The organism is Nocardia sp. NPDC003726 (assembly GCF_053586955.1).
This window is the reverse complement of sequence record NZ_JBSFNF010000020.1, coordinates 1-20,249: the sequence shown is the minus strand read 5'-3', so window position 1 is coordinate 20,249 and position 20,249 is coordinate 1. Positions and strand designations below refer to the sequence as shown.

The following is a 20,249-nucleotide window of genomic DNA, read 5'->3' as shown; positions in this document are numbered from 1 at the left end:
GTGAACGAGGGTAGCCAGCTTAGGCGGCAGAGCGAGAGCGCGGTCGGCGATCTGGAGGGAGGCTGTCCCGTGGTGGATGGTCACGTCGTGACGCGGGTCTGTCCACCCAACGGTGTAACCCGGTTTGATCGGGTTACTTTCGTCCAGCGCTGAGTCAGCCTTCGAAGGTGATGTCCAGAGTGTGCAACCGAGTCCACGACGATCTCACGAACAGGGCGGCAGTACGCATGAAGTCGGTGGCCGCGCACCTCGAGACGGTCAGAGGGAGCGCAACCCCCCGTCGCCGGCTGCCTTTGTGTCGGATCGGTTGTAGATCCGCCGCTGGTTTGCGGGTTCGCTACGGAAGAGTGTCCCCATTCGCAGAATTGATTCTGAGCTGATACCTGAGGACCACATGTGTGGAACGCGGGGTTCAGCTTCTGTCGAGGGACGCGCGAGCGCGGAGTTGGGTGACAGCGGAGGCGGGGTCTTCGGCGAAGTAGCGGAAGGTGCGAGCCCGCGCCGGCTTGCCCAACGGCCTGGTGAAGACGATCGGTTCGGTCAGCGACACGGTGACCGACGTCTGGCCGGCTACGGCGAGGTCTGCCGCGGCGTCGCTGTCCACGGCCGCCAGTCGGGTGTCGGGGTACCGGCGGTGCACGCGGACGGATGCTATGCGCTCGGCGGGGATGTGGATGTCGAGCAGCGCCCCGTAACGCAGCCGCAGCGAGCCGTCGGCGCCGATGACGTGCGGGCGGACGACACAGGAGGCATGCAACGCGGTGACGAAGAAGACCCCCCATACGTCGATGACGAGGACGACCGCGTGCACCAGCGGCCACGGGATGAGGTACGCGAGAGCCGCAGTCTCCACGACGCAGACGACGAGGAAGCCGTACATGACGGCCGCCTGCCCGGAGGCGTACGGCACCGCCACGTCGCCGTCGCGCACACCGTGGGGACCGCGACGAGTTGCCCAGCGCAGAAAGCTGGTGACGAGAGCGAACTCGTGCGCGACGAGCTTGCGTACGACCGCGGGAACCAGATCCGTGACGGCAGCCGTGATCGCCTGACGCCAGGTCAGGGCGGCGCGGCGGCGCCGGTGGGAGTCCAGGGCCAGCAGCGTGGCCGCCGCCGTCAGCACGGCGAACACCGATAGCTCCACGGCCAACCGCACAGGCGGTGCGATGGATGTCCCGGACACCAGGCAAACGACGAGCGCAGATTCGCCGGGCAGCACCGCCGCGAATGACCACCGCACGGCCGTGCGCAGCGCCGACAGTCCCTTCATCGTCCCCGCTCCTGCAGCAATTCGATGGCGCGACGTATCGCCGCCGCCTGCGCCGGTGCGAAGTCCGCGAAAAACGCTTCGGCGAAACCATTCCCGCCCGGCGGCTCCAGCTGCTGATCGCCAGGAAAGCTCAGCGCCTCCAGCATCCCCTCCGGCATGGCGGCGACAACGGCACGGGCTGCCTGCTCCACCCGAGGATCGTCCTCGGGTAGTCCCGACAGCTCGTCGAGCTGGACATAGATCTCATACGCGCGCGTCATGGCCTCCGGATCAGCCCTCAGCGCGCGCATCATGCCGTCGAGCCACCCGTCATCGACCGGTGCGCTGGTCTCCAGCAGCGCCAGCAGCTCGCGTTCTTTGACCGCCATCGCCGGCTCCGGACCGGGATGGCGGGCGCCGGCGCGGGCCATGTCGTCGAACAGCGCGGCCAGCGCCGGGGAAACCGGCGCGTCGGCGGACAGCCCGCCGCCCTCCTCCGCCTGCCGCAGCAGCTGCGCCAAGCGGGCGCGGCGCTGTCGGATGGACGCCTCCTGGCGCGCCAGGTCCGCCTCCAGCTCGACGAGCACTTCGACCAAGTCCTTGCCCGCGTCCTCGGCCAGGACGTCACCGACCTCGTCCAAGTTCAAACCCAGCTCGGCGAGACGGCGGATCCGAGCGAGCTCGACAGCGTCGCGCAGCGAGTATCGACGGTAACCGTTGGGTTGGCGCGGGGGTTCCGGCAGCAGTCCGATGCGGTGGTAGTACCGCACGGCACGGGTGGTGATGCCGACGGCGTCGGCGAGTTCTCTGATCCGCATAGCACCAGTGAAAACGTTGTCGCCGCGACAATGTCAAGCGAAGATTCGCAGCAGCCGTGCACCGCTGTGCGACCGGGCGTGGTTGTGCCAGTGAATTCCGGCGTCGGTTATCGGTGAAATCGGAAGCCGCGTGTGTCAGTTCAGCCGTGATCGTGACGGCGAATAGTGACGTCACTTCGCCCTCATGACGCGGGCGCTTTGTCGCCCAGGTCTATCGCTGGTTCGGGCCGATGGTCAAGGATCCAGCTTTTCGTAGTGGAGGATCCGGGCAGTTGCGGTCTCCTCGAGCGTGAGCTCGTGGAGGCCTGTTGTTCGGCGCGAATGCGCCGACGTACCGAATTCGTTGGTTTGTCGTGGACGAACAACGGCACGGCAAGAACGTTGGAAGGGCGTAGATGGTGGATGCGACACGCAGGTTCACGCAGGCGCTGGGTGCATCGAGGTGGCACTTTCGGAATCGATCATCTGGGCGCAACTGTCAGCGGCGCGCGACTACCGGGACCCCGGTTCGACGGAGCTCCGGAACTTTCCTCGGCGCCGGACCTCGGGTGACTGTCCCTCAAACCCCTGCTCGGCCGCGCTGAGCAGCTTGTCGAGTTCTTTGTTCCGTACGTCGCCGCGAAACCGTCGTCGGTGTCGTGCACCGTCGCCGGCGACCCTTCCCGCGGCTGGGCGAAGATGCCGCGGCACATGCTGGCCGAGTGCGCCGAGGCCGACGCCTGGCGGCGGCTGTTCCCCGACGAACTGGGATGGCTGCATCTGGCCGACAGCGCCGACACCGCCAACGAACCCGCCCGCGCCCACCCCGACAGCCTCGGCCAGCCCACTACACCGCGCAGCACCCTCGACGTGCTCGGCACTCTCCGCACGTCGTCGGACACCACGTCGCCGCGACGACGACAGCCGACCACCTTCACCTACACCAAAGCCAGCTTGCTCGACGTCGAGGCGCTGGTCGCCTTGAGCGCCGAGGCCCATCCACTGCTCCCCATCGGCACGCGACATCCGCTGTCGAGCGACGGCGGGGCAAGCCCGGCGAGACCGACACGGTAGGGAGACGCGCTATGAACCCACTTTCGTGGCGAATTCGCTGCCAAATGGGTGTTCCAACAGCAAGTAGAGACCGGTGAAGGTGAAACCGACCATGGTGAGCATCAAGGCCAGCTGACCCGTGACCCGATGGGCTCGTGGCAGCAACTGCAGGCAGCGGTCGTGCGCGGCGGCGACGCCGAGGATATGGCCGATCACCACGGCCAGCACCTTGATCGTGCCCAGCACGGCGGGGTGGGTGGACAGCAGATAGGCGACGTCGCGGTCGGCGAGGCCGGCCAGGTTCCATCCCCGTCCGAACGGATCCGCGAACAACAGCGCCGTCGCCTGGCCCTTCTCGACCAAGAACGTGAGGTAGTGCGCCACGAGATAGCCCGCGACGATCGGGGTCAGGCTGTGCGCGAGGCGGGCGGGTAGCAATTTCCGCTCGGCTGCGGGCAGGCCTCCGGTGGCCTGTGCGGCAGTCCGGAACGCGACGCCGACGACCACGATGAAACTCAGCAGCCCCGCCGTTTTCAGCACGGTCGGCATGACCTCGGATCCGCCCGTGTCGGCCAGCAGTCCGCGCCAGGAAGGGAAGGTGGAGAAGCTGTCGAACGCGGTCGAGCCCAGCAGGGTGGCGGCCACGGCCACCGCGCCGATGCGGACCGGCGTGCCGGCCAGATTGTCCAATGGCGAGCGCAGCACGAGTTCGCCGGTCGCGCGACGGCCCAACGGGCTCAACCTGCCCAGCAGACTGCTGTACACCTCCAGCGGGTCGGCACGCTCGGCCCACGCGGTGCCGCACAGGACGAGCCCGGTGGTGTTCACGACGAGGTATGCCACCAGCCAGGTGGTCACGACGGCCACCGAACCCGGTTCCGGACAGGCCAATTCCATCCACACGAAGGAGAACAGACCCAGCACCGCGGGCCAGTGTCCCCAAGAATCGGGATACCGTACCGGGCCGTGCCCGGGTTCACGGCGCCGCACCAGGCAGAGCGCCCGGTGCACGGCGCGCACCGGGGACAAGACCTTCCACACGGGTCCGGCGACCAGCGAGGCGACCATCACACCGACCCAGAGGAAGATGTACACGACACCTGGCACGGGATTGCGCGCCGGATCAGAACTTCCCAAAACGCCGATCACGACGACCACGACCGTGACGGTCACGCTCACCGCCGAGATAGCCACCCGCAAAGCCCTGGCGTCCACGATCGCACGCACCAGCGAGGGGACCGCGATTCCCGGTGACCGCGGATCCAGTCGCGGTTCGCGCCAGGCGAGCACCAGCACCGCGAACGAGAACGTGAGGGCCCATGCGGCGCCGACGAGCGCGTACGACAACGGGATCGGCAGATCGGCGGCACCGCCGATGCCGTGTGCGAGAACCGTCATCCGCGCACGAGCAGGGTCGCCACCGTCCGCCGGGCGTGGTGCAGTTCGATCTCCACCCGCCCCGGCACGTCCACGGTGAAGCGGAAACGCTGACCGGTCCCCGGTGTGATCGCGAACGTGTGCTGCGGCGAGGCGTGGACGTGCAATTCGTCGTCGGCGTCGCTGTCGACCACCACCTCGATGGGTCGTCCCACCCGGGTCTCCAAGCGGACCTCGGCCGGGCTCACCTCCCCGGCCGCGATCCGGACGGCGACGACGAGGCTGTCGGAGTCGCCTGCGGGCACGCTCGTCGACGGGGCGGTGGCGGGCTCGGAGGAGGCGCAGCCGGTCACCAGCAGACCACACAGCAGTGCGAGCGCGCCCCAGCGCCGCACGGAGGCCATCACCGCTCCTTCTCCGCGCCGTGCTCGGACGGCGCCCCTGGCGTGCGATCGCGTTCCTCGGCGCGGCGGTCGCGCACGGCGACGAACACGACGACGGCCACCACGGCCAAGGCGGGCAGGAAGGCCGGTATCGCGAGCAGGAGCGAGTGATCGGCCAGCACGTCCACGCTGCCCGAGCCTCGGGTCATCGCGCCACCGCCGGTTCCGCCACCGCCGCCCGGCTCGCATGCGGGTATCGGTCGTTGATCCGCGCCGCACCCCAGGACAGCGCGCCGACGAGGATGAGACTGCACACCAGCACCACCAGCGACGCCGCGCCGAACAGCCAGGACGGGTAGTCGAACGAGCGCTCCCGCTGCAGCACCGTGATCTCGGCGATGAACGGGCGGGTGAACGACGTGAGCGCGGGAACCTCTTCCACGCCGATGCCGGGGTCGGCGGCCATGAAGATCGGCGCGGCGGTCAGGACGCGCCCGTCCTGCAGTCGCAGCACGGTCTTCCACGACCCGTAGGCCGGGACGGGTTCGGTGGAGACATAGTGTCCGGCGCCCACTCGTTGCAGGTGATCGACGACCAGACCGCGGCCAGGACTGTCACCGCCGATGCCACCTTGCCAGGACAGGATCTGCATCCATTCCGGATCGGAGCCGACGAGGTCGGCGGGCGTGACGCGAACGTCGGCCAGCACCATCCTGCCTTCCGGGCCCGATCCGGCGTCGCGCAGCGCGACCGTGGCGGTGGCCTGCGGCGGCACGTCGACCAGCAACCCGTTGGCGGTGGCGGCCGCCACGATCACGACCGCGGCGACCATCAACCCGCGCCGCACCGCCGGGCGCGGCAGCGGCTCGCCGCGCAGCGTCATCGCCAGCAGCGCCCCGACGACACCGCCCGCGACGCCGGTGGGCACGGCCATCGCGAGCAGTTCCGGCCACATGGCGGCCGGCCACGGATTGACGAACATCGCCCCGACCCACAGGGATTCCAGCCACAGCCCGACCGTCGCGATGCCGAGGCCGCACAGCGCGCCCCACCAGATCGGCCGCCGGATGAGCGGCAGCAGCGCGAGCAGTTCCACCACCACCGCGCAGCCGAGATAGAGCGGGAAGACATTGCGCGGCGCGTCGATGACCGGTCCGCCGACCAGCACGGCGACCACGGCGCGGACCAAGGCGGCGAAGCCGACCACCACCAGTGTGCTGAACGGCCCCAGGCTGGCGCGGGCGGCGACGAGGGAGATCGCGGCCGCGGCGGCGATCAGCATCGGCTGCAGGACGAGCCGGAACTGCTGCACCCCGAAGTCGAACTCCACTTGGAACACCGAGAGCCCGATGAGCAGGCCGCCGAAGGCGAAGGAACGCAGCAGCCACATCAGCCTGCCGTCGGCGCGGTCGGGCTCCGGTTTGCTGTGCCTGCCTTCGAATTCGAGCAGCAACACTCCGACCAGTGACAAGCCTGCGCCGCCGATCAGCATCAGATGCGTCGGGCCCCAGAGCGTGACGTCCTGCCCGAACAGCCGATGCCAGATGTCGTCGAGGGGGAAACCGATCAAGGCGTAGAGACCGGCGCCCGCGATGAGGATGCCGCCGACGGGCGCGTACCAGGTGCGGGTGATCCGCACGGCCGCCGCGCCGGGCTTCTCGTCCAAAGGCAGCACGATCGCCGACATTCCGGCGGTGAACAGGAAGAACAGTCCCGCCAGGATGAAGTAGTGCGCCGGGTTCGCCAGCGGCCCGTTGTCGCGGCCGTTGCCGACGTGCAAGCTGACATCCCAGATGAAGCCGAGCAGCGCGGTCAGGATGGTCGCGAGGAACATCGCGAGCGGAAGGGCGACCCAGCCGGGCCGGTTGAACAGTCGCCCGATCCGGTCGGCGACGCGCTGCAACCAGGTGATCCGGCGGGTTCGGTGCAGATACCCGACCCACAGCAGAACGACCGCGACCAGACCGGCGGCGCCGGTCATGATCGCCACCTGGTCCAGCGCCGCTCCGCCGCCCTCGGCACCGGGTGCGGCGAACCATTCGATCCTTGCATGCGCGACATCGCGCATGGTGACCTCCATCACACGAGCGAATATATGTTACTTACAGTATCACGAAGGTGGCCGTCTTCGGGCGCGATCGCACCGCCGCTTCCGGTCAACCGACGATGGGCAGGGCGCGCTCCTCGTCGAGCCTGGTCAGCGCGCCTTGCATGATGCCGGTGACGTACCGGTAGGCCGCGTCGAGATCGAGTTCGGGCCCGATCGCTTCGCGCAGATCGATCGGGTCGAGGAACTCGACGGTGATCTTGCTCGGCAACGGAAGATGCCCGGCGAGATCACCGACGTTCAGCCCCCACGGCAGAGCGATGGAGATCGGGAACACCTTCAGCCGCAACATCCGATCCAGCCGTAGCAGGCGCGCGATCCGATCACCCCGGGTGAGCACCAGCTGACTCTGCTGCGCCCCGATGTTCACCACCGGAACGATCGGAACGCCCTGGTTCCAGGCCAGGCGAAGGAATCCGGTGCGACCGGCGAAGTCGATCCGGTCCTCCTCCCAGGTCGGCCGGTGCACCTCCCAATCGCCACCGGGATAGACCAGCACCGCCGCGCCGTCACGCAGCACTTGCTCCGCATTGGCGGGGTCGGCGTTGACCGTCCCGAAGCGGCGCAGCAACGAGCCGATCACCGGATAGGCCATCACCATGTCGTGGGCGAGCTGGAAGAAGGGCCGGTGCGGTCCGAAACGCCGCACGAAGGCCAGCGTGGTCACCAAAACCTCCGGCGACACGTTCCCGCCGGAGTGGTTGCCCACCAGCAACACCGGCCCCTCTTCCGGGATCCGCTCCAGGCCGCGTACCTCGGCGCGGAAGTAGAGGCGGACGAGCCGCCAGCCCAGATCCACGGTGCTCGCGATGAACTGCGGGTCGCGATCGGCGGGGTCGGCGGCGGGAACCCGCTGCTTCACCTGCCGGGCGACCCAGTCCGTCGCCCGGTCGACCGTGCCGCCGGCCAATCGGAAGACATTCATGCGCAAGGTCTTTCCGCTAGCCGCCGATCGAGAGCAGCTGGTCGAAGAACGCCCGGTACCCGCGCAGCGCCTGCCGCAGCCCCTCGGTGTCGGACGTGTCGCCGAGCCGCGAGTCCAGTTCGTGCTTGCGCTGCTCGTAGGTGGCGGTCAGCTGGTGAATGGTGTTGCCGAGCAGTTCGTCCGCGCGATCGACCGCGGCACGGGGATCGTCGACGAAGGCGACCTGCACTTCTCGCCACTGGGTGCGCAGGCGATCGAGATCGGCTTCCGGGAACAACGGCTCGGGCCGTGCCTCCGCGGCTTCCGCCGTCGGCGCGGCTTGCTCGGCCGCCGCGGCGCCACCGGACTCGGTGCCGATGGTCTGCTGTCGCGCCGCGGCATCCGCGCGGACCGGCTCGGCGCCTGCGGCCGCGGCGGCGGGCGTACCCGATCCGGGCGCACCGGTGGCCTGCGCGCGTTCGGCGTCATCGATCCCGCCCGACGCCGCGACCTGCCCGGACTCGTGCTCTACCGCAGCGGGGTCCACGACCGGTCCGGTCTGCGGACGGTCGGCCGCCCCGGTTCCGTCGTACCGCGATTCTGCCCGGCTCTCCCCCGCCGTCGAATTCCCTTCCGCCCCATCGCCGTAGGGTCGGCGCTCGGATTCGGTGCTCATGCTTTCACGTCCTTCTTGCCCTGGCTGCCCACGCCGATCAGATCTTGGAACACTTCCCGGTAGTGCACGATGGCCGTGCGTCGGTCCTCGGTGGACACCGCCGCCCCGGCGGGCCGGGTCGCGATGTCGTGCGCGGCGCGATAGTGGCCCAGCGGCTCGGCGTGCTCCACGGACAGATCGGCCAACTGCTGCTCGTAGTTCTCCGTGGGGTAGCCGCGCTCGGCCATGATGGTGGTGACGAGGCGGTCGGCTTCGCTCAACGCCCCGGCGGGGTCGTCGATGAATCGCTCCTGCACCTCTACCCAGCGAGTGGAATAGACCCGCTTCTCGTCGTCCGACAGCTCACGCAACCGCAATTGCGCGTGCCTGCGCTCGCGTTCGGCGAGTTCGCGCTCCGCGGTCTTGCGGTCCTCGTGCTCCTGCACCGTGCGGTCGTATTCCGGGCCGAATCTGCGGCGTAGTCGCTGTCTGCGCAGCATCGGCCGGACCAGGAGCGCGACAGCGGCCGCGATGACGACAATGGCGATGACGACGATGATTACCCAAACTGCAGCCGACATCCGAACCTCCTTGTCGAGCTTGTCCGCTGGGGTAATGCCTCCTGAGGGGGCTCCCAAACGTATGTTCGTCAAGAGGCTTCGACGGACATCGCCGACGAGCCGGGCCGGCCGGACACCCCCTCATCCGTGATGTCCGACCGGCCCGTGGGCGGTTCAGCGCACCAGCGCCGGACGCTTGCTGTCGAAGCGCCAGCCCGGCACGAGATACTGCATGATCGCGGCGTCGTCGCGATCGCCCAAGCCCTCCCGGTGGTAGAGCTCGTTCGCGGCCGCGACCTGTTCCTCGTCGAGTTCGACGCCCAGACCGGGGCGAGACGGCACGGTCAGCAGGCCGTCGGTGATGCGGTAGGGCTCCCGCGTGATGCGCTGACCGTCTTGCCAGATCCAATGGGTATCGATGGCGGTGATCGCGCCGGGGGCGGCCGCGGCGACGTGGGTGAACATCGCCAGGGAGACGTCGAAATGGTTGTTGGAGTGCGAGCCCCAGGTCAGGCCCCACGCGTCGCACAGCTGCGCCACCCGCACCGAGCCCGCCATGGTCCAGAAGTGCGGGTCGGCGAGTGGGATGTCGACCGCGCCCGCCCGGACGGTGTGGCCGAGTTCGCGCCAGTCCGTGGCGATCATGTTGGTGGCGGTGGGCAGGCCGGTGGCCCGCTTGAACTCGGCCATCACCTCACGACCGGAGTAGGAGCCCTCCGGGCCGACCGGATCTTCGGCGTAGGCGAGAACGCCGGTGAGCTCACGGCACAGCTGCACCGCTTCGCTCAGCAACCACCCGCCGTTGGGGTCCAGCGTGATGCGGGCGTCCGGGAACTCCTCGGCGAGCGCGCGCACCGCGGCCGCCTCTTCCCGCCCGGCCAGCACGCCTCCCTTGAGTTTGAAATCGCGGAAGCCGTAACGCTCGCGGGCGGCGCGGGCCAGCGCCACCACCGCGTCCGGCGTGAGCGCCGCCTCGTGCCGCAGCCGCTGCCAGGTGTCGGCGTCGGCGGGCTCGTCGGCGGCGGATCGGTACGGCAGGTCGGTGCGGGTGCGATCGCCGACGAAGAACAGGTAGCCGAGCACCGGTACCTCGGTGCGCTGCACTCCGTCGCCCAGCAGCGCGGCCACCGGCACGTCCAGATGCTGGCCGAGCAGATCCAGCAGCGCGGATTCCACGGCGGTGACCGCGTGCACGGTGACCCGCAGATCGAACGTCTGGTTGCCGCGCCCACCCGCGTCGCGGGCGGCGAAGGTGCTTCGGATGTCGCCGAGCACGGCGTGGTACTCGCCGATCGAGCGGCCGAGCACCAGGTCGACGGCGTCGGTGAGGGTGGTGCGGATGCGTTCGCCGCCGGGCACCTCCCCCACCCCCGTCCGGCCCTCGGAATCGGTGAGGATCACCAGGTTCCGGGTGAAGTAGGGAGCGTGCGCGCCGCTCAGGTTGAGCAGCATGCTGTCGTGGCCCGCGATCGGGACGACGCGCATGCCGGTGATGCGAGGAGTGCGGGACGAGGATGTCATGACCGATTCTCCGAGGTGGTGACGGCAAGAGTGTTCGGGGAGCCGACCGGTGCGCGATCGACGGAAGGTTCGGCGGCGGCGGCACGCGAATCGGTGTCGACGGTTCCGGATCCCGCGTGACGCCGCACCAGCAGCACCGATGCGGCGGCGAGCACCGACGCCGCGGCCAGCGCGTACAGACCCCAGGTCACCTCGCCGGTGGCCGATTTCACCAGGCCGAAGCCGTACGGTGCGACGAAGCCGCCGAGGTTGCCGATGGAGTTGATGATGGCGATGGCGGGCGCCAGCACCAACGGGTGCAGCCCCGACTGCGGGATGGACCAGAACAGTGGGCTTGCGCTCTTGAAGCCCATGGCGGCGATGCACAGGAACACCAGGGCGAGCCACGGCGAGGTGATCGCGGCCAGGTAGGTGCCGGCCGCCGCGGTGAGCAGCGCGATGATCAGCAGCGGCCGCCGGTTGCCGGTGCGGTCACCGATCCGGGCCGAGACGTACATAGCCACCACGGCGCAGATCCACGGCAGCGAGGCCAGCAGACCGACGGTGATGTCGTTCACGCCGTCGATACGGCGGATGATCGAGGGCAGCCAGAACGTATTGGCGTAGATGGAAAGCTGGATGGCGAAATAGATCCAGCAGAACAGCAGCAGTTTCGGATCGGCGAGCATGCGCCAGCGTGACGCTTTGTGCGCGACGCCCGAACGCACGGCCTTGTCGGCTTCCTCCGCGGCGATGGTCTCGTTCAATGCTTTTCGTTCCCCCGCCGTCAGCCATTTCGCGTCCTCGATCCGGGAATCGAGGAAGAAGAAGGCGATACAGCCGACGATCACCGAGACCATTCCCTCGATGCCGAACATCCATTGCCAGCCGTGCAGCCCGCCGCCGCCGTCGAGCGAAAGCAGCGGTCCGGACAGCGGCCCCGAGATCGCGGCCGCGATCGACGATCCGGCGACGAAGAGCGCGGTGGCGCGTCCGCGGTGGCTGTTGGGCAACCATTTGGCCAGGTAGAAGATCACGGCGGGGAAGAATCCCGCCTCGGCGGCGCCGAGCAGGAACCGCAGGACGTAGAACATCGTCGCGTTCTGCACGAACATCATCGCCGCGGAGATCAACCCCCAGCTGACCATGATCCTGGTGAGCCAGATCCTGGCGCCGAACTTTTCCATCATCACGTTGCTCGGCAATTCGAACAGCGCGTAGGCGATGAAGAACACGCCCGCGCCGAACCCGTACGCGGCGGCGCCGATGCCGACGTCCGCTTCGAGGTATTCGCGGGCGTAACCGATATTGGCTCGGTTGATTTGATTGCAGATCAACATGACGATGAACAGCGGAACGACGCGTCGAAAGAACTTTGATACGGCCGCATCCAGTTCTGCCGTCGGCTGCCGAGTGAACGACATCGTCCACTCCTTTCGGTCGAACCACCACCGCGCTGCGCGGTGCTGTGGGAAGAGATCATCGGGGCGAGTGACTCGCCTCACAGCACCGAACTTAGAGAGCAGGCACGATTCCCGTCCAACACTATTTACGGATGAATCGATACAGGAAAGGTATCGGACGACGGTTCGGCCTGCTGCTCCAGCCCGTGGAGCAAGCGGGCCAGGGCCGGGTTCTCGTTGTCCTGCCGCCAGACGAGATCGAGTTCGACCGCCTTCCCGGCTTCGGCCAGCGGCCGGTACCGCACGTTGTCGAATCGCATTCCCGCCGCCGATTCGGGCACCAGCGCCACGCCCCACCCCAGGTTGACCAAAGCGAGGATGCTGTGCACCTGGGTCATGTACTGGGTCACCACCGGCACCACCGCCGCGGCGTGCAGCACGCTGGTCACCAATTCGTGGAAGTAGCGCGCCTCGACCGGCGCATGCATGACCATGTCGGCGCCGTGCAACGCCGAGACCGGCAGCGGCTCGGACGACGCCGCCAGCGGATGCCCGCCGGGCAACGCGGCGATCAGGCCCTCCCGCACGAACGTACGGGCGGTCAGATCGGGCCGGGTGATCGGCGGGCGCACCATGCCCAGATCCAGCGATCCGTCCGAGAGCGCCTCCACTTGGTCCATCGTCACCAGTTCGCGCAGTTCCACGTCGACGTCCGGCAGTAGCGAACGGGCGGTCGCCAGCACCAAGGGCAGGCCGGAGTGCACGCTGGCCCCGGTGAAACCCACACGCAGCACGCCGCCGGTGCCCGCCGAGACCCGGCGCACCGCCAAAGTCGCGCGCTCGGCCTGTTGCAACAGGCGGCGGGCATCCACCAGGAACGCCTGACCGGCCCGGGTGAGCCGCACGGTGCGATTGGCACGGTCGAACAGTTCGGCGCCCACTTCCTTCTCGAGCAGCTGGATCTGCCTGCTCAGCGGCGGCTGGGTCATCCGGAGGCGTTCGGCGGCGCGTCCGAAGTGCAGTTCCTCGGCGACGGCCACGAAGTGGGTGAGCTGCACGAAGGTGAACATTCGATACCGACCTTGTATTGAAAGATATGCAAACAGTGTTGGACGTGAATCATAAGTCGTTCCTAGGGTGGGCTCACACGGCCCATCGAACAGGAGAGCCCCATGACCACTGCCGCACCGCAGGACATCGCCCGCAAGCTCGGCTCCGGGCTGCTGTCCTTCCCGGTCACCCATCTGCGCGCCGACGGCTCCTTCGACGAGGCCGCCTACCGGGAGAACATCGCCTGGCTCGGCGGTTACGACGCCTCCGGCCTCTTCGCCGCGGGCGGCACCGGCGAATTCTTCTCGCTGACCCCTGCCGAGGTGGAGCAGGTGGTCACCGCCGCGGTGGCCGAGGCGCCCGAGGGGCTGCCGGTGATCGCACCGGCCGGATACGGCACCGCCACCGCCGTGGAGATGGCACGCGCGGCCGAACGCGCGGGCGCGCACGGGATCCTGCTGCTGCCGCCCTACCTCACCGAGGCCAGCCAGGAGGGACTGGTCGCGCACGTCCGGCAGGTGTGCGCGGCCACCGAGCTGGGCGTGATCATCTATTCGCGGGCCAACGCCGCCTACACCGAGACCGCCGTCGCCGAACTCGCCGACCGGTGCCCGAACCTGGTCGGATTCAAGGACGGCATCGGGAACATCGAGCAGATGACCCGCATCTACGCCGCTCTGGGCGACCGGCTCACCTACGTGGGCGGCCTGCCGACCGCGGAGATGTTCGCGCTGCCGTACCTGGCCCTCGGCGTCACCACTTACTCCTCGGCGATCTACAACTTCGTCCCGGAATTCGCGCTGGCCTTCTACCGGGCTCTGCGGGCGGGCGACACCGAGTTCGTGCGCACCGCGTTGAACGACTTCGTGATTCCCTACTGCGACCTGCGCAACCGGAAGCCGGGCTACGCGGTGAGCATCATCAAGGCGGGCATGAAAGTGATCGGACGCCCGGCCGGCCCGGTCCGCAGCCCGCTGACCGACCTCGACGAAGTCGAACTCGCCGAGCTGGCCGACCTTGTGAAGAAAGTGAGCTGATGACCACCGCACACACCGATGCCGCACTTCTGACCGGCGCCAACTTGGTGGGCGCCGTGGACGTCCACGGCGCAGCCGGAGCGTTCCGGGCGACGGATCCGGCGACCGGCGCCGACCTCGACCCGGTGTACGGCGAAGCCGACGCCGCGACGGTCGCCCGCGCCGCCGAACTGGCCGCGGCCGCCTTCGAGCGCTACCGGCATACCGGCTTCGACGCGCGCGCGGCGTTCCTGGACACCATCGCGCGCGAAATCGATGCGCTCGGCGATGCCCTGGTCCACCGGGTGATCGCCGAGACCGGACTCCCCGAGTCCCGCGTGCGTTCCGAGATCGGCCGCACCACCGGCCAGCTCCGGCTCTTCGCCGAGGTGGTGCGGGAGGGCAGCTGGACCGGCGCCCGGCTGGACCGGCCCGACCCGGCGCGCAGCCCGCTGCCCAAACCCGACCTGCGCCAGCGCCGCATCCCGCTCGGCCCGGTCGCGGTGTTCGCGGCGAGCAACTTCCCCCTGGCTTTCTCGGTGGCCGGCGGCGACACCGCCTCCGCGCTGGCGGCGGGCGCGCCGGTGGTGGTGAAGGCCCATCCTGCCCATCCGGGCACCTCCGAGTTGGTGGGCCGCGCGGTGCGTGCGGCCGTACGGGAGCACGACCTGCCCGAGGGCACCTTCTCGCTGGTCCACGGCGGCGTGGAGACCGGCTTGGCGCTGGTGCGCGACCCACGCATCCGGGCGGTCGGCTTCACCGGGTCGCGACGGGCGGGGCTCGCGCTCGTCGCGGCGGCCGCGGCGCGGCCGGTACCCATCCCCGTGTTCGCGGAGATGTCCAGCGTGAATCCGGTGTTCGTGCTGCCGGGCGCCCTGGCCGAGCACGGAGCGCGGCTCGGCGCCGAATTCGTCGCCTCCCTGACCACCGGCGTCGGGCAGCTGTGCACGAGCCCCGGCTTGGTCTTCCTGGCCGACGGTCCCGGAGCGGACGATTTCGTCGCGGCGGCGAGCGCCGCGGTCGCCGCCGCGTCCGGCGCGCCGATGCTGAACGCGGGCATCGCCTCCGCGTTCGACGCGGGCGTACGCCGCTTGGCCGCCACCGACGCCGTGCGAACCGTCGCGAAGGGCGCCGGCGCCGAGGCGGTGTGCACCGGCGTGCCGCAGTTGTTCGTGACCACCGGTGAGCGCTTCCGCGCCGACCGCGAACTGCAGGAAGAGGTGTTCGGGCCCGCCTCGATCATCGTCCGGGTGACCGGCGATGAGCAGTTCGCCGCCCTGGTGGACGAGCTCGAGGGCCAGCTCACCGCCACGGTGCACGCCGCGCCCTCGGATCGCGAGCTCGCCGTGACCCTGCTCGGCAGGCTGGAACTGATCGCGGGCCGGGTGCTGTTCGACGGCTGGCCCACCGGGGTGGAGGTCGGCCACGCGGTGGTTCACGGCGGCCCGTTCCCCGCGACCAGCGCGCCATCGACCACCTCTGTCGGCAGCCGCGCCATCGAGCGCTTCCTGCGCCCGGTCGCCTACCAGAACGTCCCCGACGACCTGCTCGCCGACGAGATCCGCGCGGACAACCCGCTCGGCATCTGGCGGCGCGTGGACGGGGCCATCACGCGGGACTGAGATCCGGTTCCCGCGCGGGTACGACGCTGCGCGCCCGGCCTCGAAGCCGGGCGCGCAGCCGCAAGCACCGGCTCGACCGGTCCGAGCGGCCACGGGTGGCGGGGCGCAGGTCCAGGCGATGCGCGCGCCGACGTGGCGGAAGCCGGGTCACGCCCAAGCTGTCTGCCCGAACGGCGGGATGAGTTTCGCCCAGAATTCGCGGCGCACCGCGTCCCACAGCCGCGCCAGTTCCGGAAGAAGCTCACGCGCCTGCGCGAGGTCGGGATAGCTGCCCGGGCCGAACGAGACCACGGGCGAAGCGTCGGAGGCGTTGTGGACGGCCACGATCGCGATCAGGTGATGCTGTACGAAACGCCAGGTCACGCGAACACCGTCGACTTCGGTATGGCGCACGTCATCCATCGCGGACACCGTGGCTCCGCACCATTTGCCTGTAGTCGTGCCGACCGTCGCCCACCGTTCGCAGCCCCCGCCGCGACGCCTCGGCACGGCCGCGACGGGGTGACCGTCGGTGGACGCTAGGGCTGTTCGTGACGCCGCCGCGTCCCGGTGCCAGGAAAGACAGTTGCACGGGTTTGAACATAAGACATTAGATTTCATAGTTCAACGGGTGCCAGGTAAGGATTGCGTTAAGTTAGCCGAGCACAAGGGGGGCAATCCTGCCGCGACCGGGAGAGCGCGGATCAGCGATACTGACCTCTAACTCGAGAGTTCATAGTTCAAGTGTTCGTTGGCTAGGATCGAGTTACATTCCACGCGAGGAGTCGCGTTGTCCAAGCAGGAGAGCGCCGGATTGACCGCGCTCGGCGCCGTGCTGGCCCCCCTCGAGGGTGGCGGCCCGAAGACCGAGGCCGTGGTGCAGCGACTCTGCGCCGCCATCAGTCTGGGCCTGATGGTCGACGGCCAGCAGTTGCCCAGTGAGACCGACCTCGCCAACCAATTGGGCGTCTCCACGATGACGCTACGGGAGGCGCTGGCCGTACTCCGGCAGCAGGGCATTGTGCAGACCAAGCGCGGACGCGGCGGCGGCAGCTTCATCCGCGGCGCGGCGGAAATCCTCGAGGGCACCGCGTTGGCGCGTCTGAGGAAAATGAGCGTTCAAGAATTGCGCGATCTCGGGGACGAACACTTCGCCGTCACCGGAGCCGCCGCGGTGTTCGCCGCCCGCCGTGGGTTGCGGGCCGATATCGCACGGCTGCGTTCCCTGGCCGACCGGCTACAGGTCAGCAGCGAGCCCATTTCGGCGCGCAGGGCCGACAGCCGCTTCCATATCGAGATGGCGGTGTGTGCGCAATCCACCCGTCTGACCCGCGCCCAAGTGGCGCTGCAGACGGAACTCTCCGCCTTGCTCTGGTTGCCCCGGCTGAAACTCGATCCGGCGGCCGAAGCCACCGCTCATCGCGACCTGGTGGACGCGATCGAAAGAGAAGACGACATCCGGGCCAGAGAACTGGCAGAATCACAAACCGAATCACGCATCCGCCGCCTCGTCGCCTTACGCTTGGAGCTCAGTTGATCGATGAGGGATACCGATAGTTCTCGCGCCCCGGTGACCGTCGAATCGCTCGTTCACGCCGTCACGGAATTGGCCGAGGAGATCTACCGATCGCTGGGCTTCATCGGAGACGCGCTGACGACGCTATGGGGAAGCTACACCGCGAAGGCGCAGCGCCCGCCGCGGTCGACGGATCTCGCACCGCTGCGCGACACCATTGTCGGCGAACTGGAGCGCCGCGGAGAATTGCTCGAAAGCGCGGGCGTGGTGATGGCTGACGGCGTTCTGGCGGATCGCCCCCGATACTTGGAATGGTGGTTTCTCGGCACCGCGACCGGATCGCAACGCCTTGTGCTGGAACTGAATCCCCACAGTGAATACTTCTACGACTACACGACCATGGAATGGTTCGCGATTCCGCGCGACCAGGGTCGGCGCTGGGTACACGGCCCGTGCCTCGATTACGCGTGTACCGATCAATATGTCTGCACCTTCGCGATACCGGTGACGATCGATTCCGGCGCTTTCCTCGGAATCGCCGGCGCCGATGTGCCGGTCGCTTCGATCGAGGAAGTCCTGCTGCCCCGATTCCGGGCATTCGGTCGGCGAGTGGTGCTGGTCAACAGCGAAGGCCGCGTCATCATGGGAACCGATCCCGAATTCCTCACCGGATCCAAGACCGGCCGCGTGGCGCGATCCGCCGCGGCGGTGCCGATCGAGGCGACATCGTGGTCGTTGCAGCCGCTGGGTTCGCACTGATGCCGACGGGCAGCCGCTGACACGGGCCCGATGGCGTGCGCCGCGCCCCGATGAATAGGGTCGTGCGGGACGGAGGAGTTCGCCGAATACTCGTCCCCATGAAGGCGATCACCGCGGGCACCCTCGCGACGGCCACACTCCTGGCACCACTGGCGACCGCACACGCCGCGCCGATCCAGCCGGAGGCGTCCCTCGCGGAAACGGGGTCGGTCGCGTCCGGATCGGCAACGTGACCGCTGTGCCTGCTGCTGCGGATGTTGCGCGCCGGGTAAATCGACGGTTCCGGCGGCGGCCCCGCCTGCGCACTCCCCTGATGCCGCGGACGCGAATCCGAAGGATCATCGAGGTCGGAGCACGAGCGAGGTCCCGCGACTACGGCACCGGGGGGCGTGAGATAGCCTGATCGGCTTGCCATCTCAGAAGTGGGGGAAGAAATCCTCGCGATGGAGTTCGGGGAGCCAGTCGAGCGGGTCGACCGGAATCATCGTCTGAGTCGCGCCGCGTTGGCACACTTGATCAGTGAAAGGTGTGAGACACAGCATAATTCGCCGGCGCCGCAGTATGCCGTGCCGTAAGCGGGTTACCGGCTGTGTACTGTCCCGACGGGACCAGACGGTCCGGGGCTGCTCGCGAGCGTGCCCGCAGGCTGTCTGCGACACCATTGCGAGCAAGTAGCGAGGTTGTGGGTTGGATCGTTGGTGTACGGCCGCGAGTGCCGGCACCACTTGAAGGAGAGCACGGAAAATGAAGATGGACCGCCGTTCTGCGCGTGGAAACCGCCGTCGCCGTTCCGGCGGTCTACTCTTCGGGCAACTGCTCACGGCCGCGGTGGAGTCCGCCGCCGACACCGTGGCGATCCGGTTCAATCCGACAGGTGACCCCGCCGATGACGCCCAGCTGACCTATCGAGAGCTCGACGAAGCCTCGTCTCGGCTGGCACGGGAGTTGATCGACCGTGGCCTCGGCCCCGGTGACGTGGTGGCCATCGGTATCCGGCGCTCCATCGAGTCGGTGTTGTCGGTGTGGGCGATCGCCAAGACGGGCGCCGCCTACGTGCCGATCGATCCCACCTACCCGCCCGAGCGGATCGCCTACATGGTGTCCGATTCCGGAGCCGCGCTCGGCCTGACCACCTCCGCGTACCGTGAAGCGCTCGGCACGTCCATCCCGTGGATCGACCTCGACGACCCACGCGACCAGGAGCGGATCGCGCAGCGGCCCGCGCACCCGGTTTCGTATGCCGATCGGGTGCGGCCGCTCACCGAGCAGCATCCCGCCTACGTCATCTTCACCTCGGGTTCGACCGGCAAGCCGAAGGGTGTCGTGGTCACCCACTCCGGATTGGGCGCGATGGTGGCGTCCGAACGCGAGCGCTACGACGTCACCGAAGGCTCGCGGGTGATGCACATCTGCTCGCCGAACTTCGATGTCTCGGTGCTGGAACTGCTGCTGGCTTTCGCCACCGGATCCACCCTGGTGATCGCGCCGCCGACGGTGTTCGGCGGGTTCGAACTCGCCGATCTGCTGCGCCGCGAACACGTCACGCACATGCTGATCACACCGGGAGCGCTGGAATCGGTCGACCCGGCCGGCCTGGACGATCTGCGCGTCGTGATGGTCATCGGGGACCGGTTCGGCCCGCACCTGGTCAGCCGGTGGAGCGGGAACGGCCGCGCGATGATCAACGGTTACGGCCCCACCGAGGCCACGGTCATCGCGACCAGCAGTGCGCCGCTCGTGGCGGGCGAGACGATCACCATCGGCAACGCGATACCGGGATTCGGCCTGTTCGTGCTGGATTCCCGATTGCGCCCGGCCCCGGCCGGAGTGGTCGGTGAGCTGTATCTGTCCGGTCCCGCGCTGGCGGAAGGCTATCTGAACCGGCGAGGGCTCACCGCGGCGCGCTTCGTGGCCAACCCTTTCGGCGGCGAAGCGGGCAATCCCGGGTCACGCATGTACCGCACCGGCGACCTGGCCCGCAGGCTGGCCGGGGGCGGCATCGAGGTCCTCGGACGTTCCGACTTCCAGGTGAAGGTGCGCGGCTTCCGCGTCGAACTGGGCGAGATCGATGACGCGCTCAGCCGCCACCCCGATGTGGAGTTCGCGGTGACGTTGGGCAAGCGGCAGCAGAACGGCACGACCATGTTGGTGTCCTATGTGCTGCCGGAGGCGCACGCGGTGGGCGTCGGGGCCGAATTCGACACCGCGGCGCTGTTCGACTTCATCGCCGAGTCGTTGCCCGCGTACATGATTCCGGCGTCGATCATGGTGTTGGATGAGATTCCGTTGACGCCGGTGGGGAAGTTGGATCGGGCGGCG

General features: G+C 68.6%; 20 protein-coding genes. 7 read left to right on the top strand and 13 right to left on the bottom strand.

What is annotated here, in order from left to right:
• Positions 1–412: 412 nt before the first annotated feature.
• Complete coding sequence (locus ACWDMM_RS24130; protein WP_357208703.1) at positions 413–1,270, bottom strand: hypothetical protein; 858 nt, start codon at positions 1,268–1,270, stop codon at positions 413–415.
• A complete protein-coding gene (locus ACWDMM_RS24125) occupies positions 1,267–2,067 on the bottom strand; it encodes a MerR family transcriptional regulator (protein WP_195082992.1) in 801 nt (266 codons plus the stop codon). Before ACWDMM_RS24125 ends, ACWDMM_RS24130 begins: the two co-directional genes overlap by 4 nt.
• 690 nt (positions 2,068–2,757) lie before the next feature.
• Between ACWDMM_RS24125 and ACWDMM_RS24120 the strand changes: the two genes are divergently transcribed.
• Positions 2,758–3,120 carry a hypothetical protein gene (locus ACWDMM_RS24120; RefSeq protein ID WP_357109814.1) on the top strand — a complete coding sequence of 121 codons (363 nt, stop codon included), beginning with the start codon at positions 2,758–2,760 and terminating at the stop codon, positions 3,118–3,120.
• 9 nt (positions 3,121–3,129) lie between these two features.
• On the opposite strand, the gene ACWDMM_RS24115 is transcribed toward ACWDMM_RS24120, so the two are convergent.
• The 10 genes from ACWDMM_RS24115 to ACWDMM_RS24070 form a co-directional block, all read right to left on the bottom strand.
• Positions 3,130–4,497 (bottom strand): hypothetical protein, encoded by a 1,368-nt coding sequence (locus tag ACWDMM_RS24115; RefSeq protein WP_195082990.1) that lies wholly within the window; start codon positions 4,495–4,497, stop codon positions 3,130–3,132.
• Complete coding sequence (locus tag ACWDMM_RS24110) at positions 4,494–4,880, bottom strand: hypothetical protein (protein ID WP_195082989.1); 387 nt, start codon at positions 4,878–4,880, stop codon at positions 4,494–4,496. Before ACWDMM_RS24110 ends, ACWDMM_RS24115 begins: the two co-directional genes overlap by 4 nt.
• Entirely contained in the window at positions 4,880–5,068 is a 189-nt protein-coding gene (locus tag ACWDMM_RS24105; protein WP_195082988.1) for a hypothetical protein, read from the bottom strand. Before ACWDMM_RS24105 ends, ACWDMM_RS24110 begins: the two co-directional genes overlap by 1 nt.
• Positions 5,065–6,939, bottom strand: coding sequence for a hypothetical protein (locus ACWDMM_RS24100; RefSeq protein WP_435406602.1), 1,875 nt, complete (start codon positions 6,937–6,939; stop codon positions 5,065–5,067). Before ACWDMM_RS24100 ends, ACWDMM_RS24105 begins: the two co-directional genes overlap by 4 nt.
• Before the next feature lie 76 nt (positions 6,940–7,015).
• Positions 7,016–7,891: a lysophospholipid acyltransferase family protein gene (locus tag ACWDMM_RS24095; RefSeq protein WP_195082987.1), complete on the bottom strand. Its 876-nt coding sequence runs from the start codon at positions 7,889–7,891 to the stop codon at positions 7,016–7,018.
• Positions 7,892–7,907: 16 nt separating this feature from the next.
• Entirely contained in the window at positions 7,908–8,546 is a 639-nt protein-coding gene (locus ACWDMM_RS24090) for a hypothetical protein (RefSeq protein ID WP_195082986.1), read from the bottom strand.
• On the bottom strand, positions 8,543–9,106 hold the full coding sequence (locus ACWDMM_RS24085) for a hypothetical protein (RefSeq protein WP_195082985.1): 564 nt from the start codon (positions 9,104–9,106) through the stop codon (positions 8,543–8,545). The genes ACWDMM_RS24090 and ACWDMM_RS24085 overlap by 4 nt, the downstream gene beginning before the upstream one ends.
• 153 nt (positions 9,107–9,259) lie before the next feature.
• Positions 9,260–10,606 carry a glucarate dehydratase gene (gene gudD / locus ACWDMM_RS24080; RefSeq protein WP_195082984.1) on the bottom strand — a complete coding sequence of 449 codons (1,347 nt, stop codon included), beginning with the start codon at positions 10,604–10,606 and terminating at the stop codon, positions 9,260–9,262.
• Positions 10,603–12,009 (bottom strand): MFS transporter, encoded by a 1,407-nt coding sequence (locus tag ACWDMM_RS24075; RefSeq protein WP_195082983.1) that lies wholly within the window; start codon positions 12,007–12,009, stop codon positions 10,603–10,605. The genes gudD and ACWDMM_RS24075 overlap by 4 nt, the downstream gene beginning before the upstream one ends.
• Positions 12,010–12,134: 125 nt before the next feature.
• The gene (locus ACWDMM_RS24070) at positions 12,135–13,058 is read right to left on the bottom strand and encodes a LysR substrate-binding domain-containing protein (RefSeq protein ID WP_195082982.1); all 924 of its coding nucleotides are present in this window, start codon (positions 13,056–13,058) and stop codon (positions 12,135–12,137) included.
• A 102-nt stretch (positions 13,059–13,160) separates the two neighbouring features.
• Here ACWDMM_RS24070 and kdgD point away from each other — a divergent pair, with 102 nt between their 5' ends.
• Together kdgD and ACWDMM_RS24060 are read left to right on the top strand one after the other, a co-directional pair.
• Positions 13,161–14,075 carry a 5-dehydro-4-deoxyglucarate dehydratase gene (gene kdgD / locus ACWDMM_RS24065; RefSeq protein ID WP_195082981.1) on the top strand — a complete coding sequence of 305 codons (915 nt, stop codon included), beginning with the start codon at positions 13,161–13,163 and terminating at the stop codon, positions 14,073–14,075.
• On the top strand, positions 14,075–15,676 hold the full coding sequence (locus ACWDMM_RS24060) for an aldehyde dehydrogenase (NADP(+)) (RefSeq protein ID WP_195082980.1): 1,602 nt from the start codon (positions 14,075–14,077) through the stop codon (positions 15,674–15,676). The genes kdgD and ACWDMM_RS24060 overlap by 1 nt, the downstream gene beginning before the upstream one ends.
• A 147-nt stretch (positions 15,677–15,823) precedes the next feature.
• On the opposite strand, the gene ACWDMM_RS24055 is transcribed toward ACWDMM_RS24060, so the two are convergent.
• On the bottom strand, positions 15,824–16,087 hold the full coding sequence (locus tag ACWDMM_RS24055; protein ID WP_195082979.1) for a hypothetical protein: 264 nt from the start codon (positions 16,085–16,087) through the stop codon (positions 15,824–15,826).
• 382 nt (positions 16,088–16,469) lie between these two features.
• On the opposite strand from ACWDMM_RS24055, the gene ACWDMM_RS24050 reads away from it, so the two are divergent.
• The 4 genes from ACWDMM_RS24050 to ACWDMM_RS24035 form a co-directional block, all read left to right on the top strand.
• Positions 16,470–17,192 carry a FadR/GntR family transcriptional regulator gene (locus ACWDMM_RS24050; RefSeq protein ID WP_323124643.1) on the top strand — a complete coding sequence of 241 codons (723 nt, stop codon included), beginning with the start codon at positions 16,470–16,472 and terminating at the stop codon, positions 17,190–17,192.
• Positions 17,193–17,195: 3 nt separating this feature from the next.
• Positions 17,196–17,930, top strand: a complete 735-nt coding sequence (locus ACWDMM_RS24045; protein ID WP_357109805.1) for a cache domain-containing protein — start codon at positions 17,196–17,198, stop codon at positions 17,928–17,930.
• A gap of 98 nt (positions 17,931–18,028) precedes the next feature.
• Positions 18,029–18,163 (top strand): hypothetical protein, encoded by a 135-nt coding sequence (locus ACWDMM_RS24040; protein WP_323124644.1) that lies wholly within the window; start codon positions 18,029–18,031, stop codon positions 18,161–18,163.
• Between the two features lie 511 nt (positions 18,164–18,674).
• On the top strand, positions 18,675–20,249 hold a 1,575-nt coding region (locus ACWDMM_RS24035; protein WP_357109801.1), incomplete at its 3' end, for an amino acid adenylation domain-containing protein.

Bases quoted from the DNA above. Each gene is read 5' to 3' on its own strand.
- ACWDMM_RS24130 (WP_357208703.1), bottom strand. From the start codon at position 1,270: ATGAAGGGACTGTCGGCGCTGCGCACGGCCGTGCGGTGGTCATTCGCG.
- ACWDMM_RS24125 (WP_195082992.1), bottom strand. From the start codon at position 2,067: ATGCGGATCAGAGAACTCGCCGACGCCGTCGGCATCACCACCCGTGCC.
- ACWDMM_RS24120 (WP_357109814.1), top strand. From the start codon at position 2,758: ATGCTGGCCGAGTGCGCCGAGGCCGACGCCTGGCGGCGGCTGTTCCCC.
- ACWDMM_RS24115 (WP_195082990.1), bottom strand. From the start codon at position 4,497: ATGACGGTTCTCGCACACGGCATCGGCGGTGCCGCCGATCTGCCGATC.
- ACWDMM_RS24110 (WP_195082989.1), bottom strand. From the start codon at position 4,880: ATGGCCTCCGTGCGGCGCTGGGGCGCGCTCGCACTGCTGTGTGGTCTG.
- ACWDMM_RS24105 (WP_195082988.1), bottom strand. From the start codon at position 5,068: ATGACCCGAGGCTCGGGCAGCGTGGACGTGCTGGCCGATCACTCGCTC.
- ACWDMM_RS24100 (WP_435406602.1), bottom strand. From the start codon at position 6,939: ATGGAGGTCACCATGCGCGATGTCGCGCATGCAAGGATCGAATGGTTC.
- ACWDMM_RS24095 (WP_195082987.1), bottom strand. From the start codon at position 7,891: ATGAATGTCTTCCGATTGGCCGGCGGCACGGTCGACCGGGCGACGGAC.
- ACWDMM_RS24090 (WP_195082986.1), bottom strand. From the start codon at position 8,546: ATGAGCACCGAATCCGAGCGCCGACCCTACGGCGATGGGGCGGAAGGG.
- ACWDMM_RS24085 (WP_195082985.1), bottom strand. From the start codon at position 9,106: ATGTCGGCTGCAGTTTGGGTAATCATCGTCGTCATCGCCATTGTCGTC.
- gudD (WP_195082984.1), bottom strand. From the start codon at position 10,606: ATGACATCCTCGTCCCGCACTCCTCGCATCACCGGCATGCGCGTCGTC.
- ACWDMM_RS24075 (WP_195082983.1), bottom strand. From the start codon at position 12,009: ATGTCGTTCACTCGGCAGCCGACGGCAGAACTGGATGCGGCCGTATCA.
- ACWDMM_RS24070 (WP_195082982.1), bottom strand. From the start codon at position 13,058: ATGTTCACCTTCGTGCAGCTCACCCACTTCGTGGCCGTCGCCGAGGAA.
- kdgD (WP_195082981.1), top strand. From the start codon at position 13,161: ATGACCACTGCCGCACCGCAGGACATCGCCCGCAAGCTCGGCTCCGGG.
- ACWDMM_RS24060 (WP_195082980.1), top strand. From the start codon at position 14,075: ATGACCACCGCACACACCGATGCCGCACTTCTGACCGGCGCCAACTTG.
- ACWDMM_RS24045 (WP_357109805.1), top strand. From the start codon at position 17,196: ATGAGGGATACCGATAGTTCTCGCGCCCCGGTGACCGTCGAATCGCTC.
- ACWDMM_RS24040 (WP_323124644.1), top strand. From the start codon at position 18,029: ATGAAGGCGATCACCGCGGGCACCCTCGCGACGGCCACACTCCTGGCA.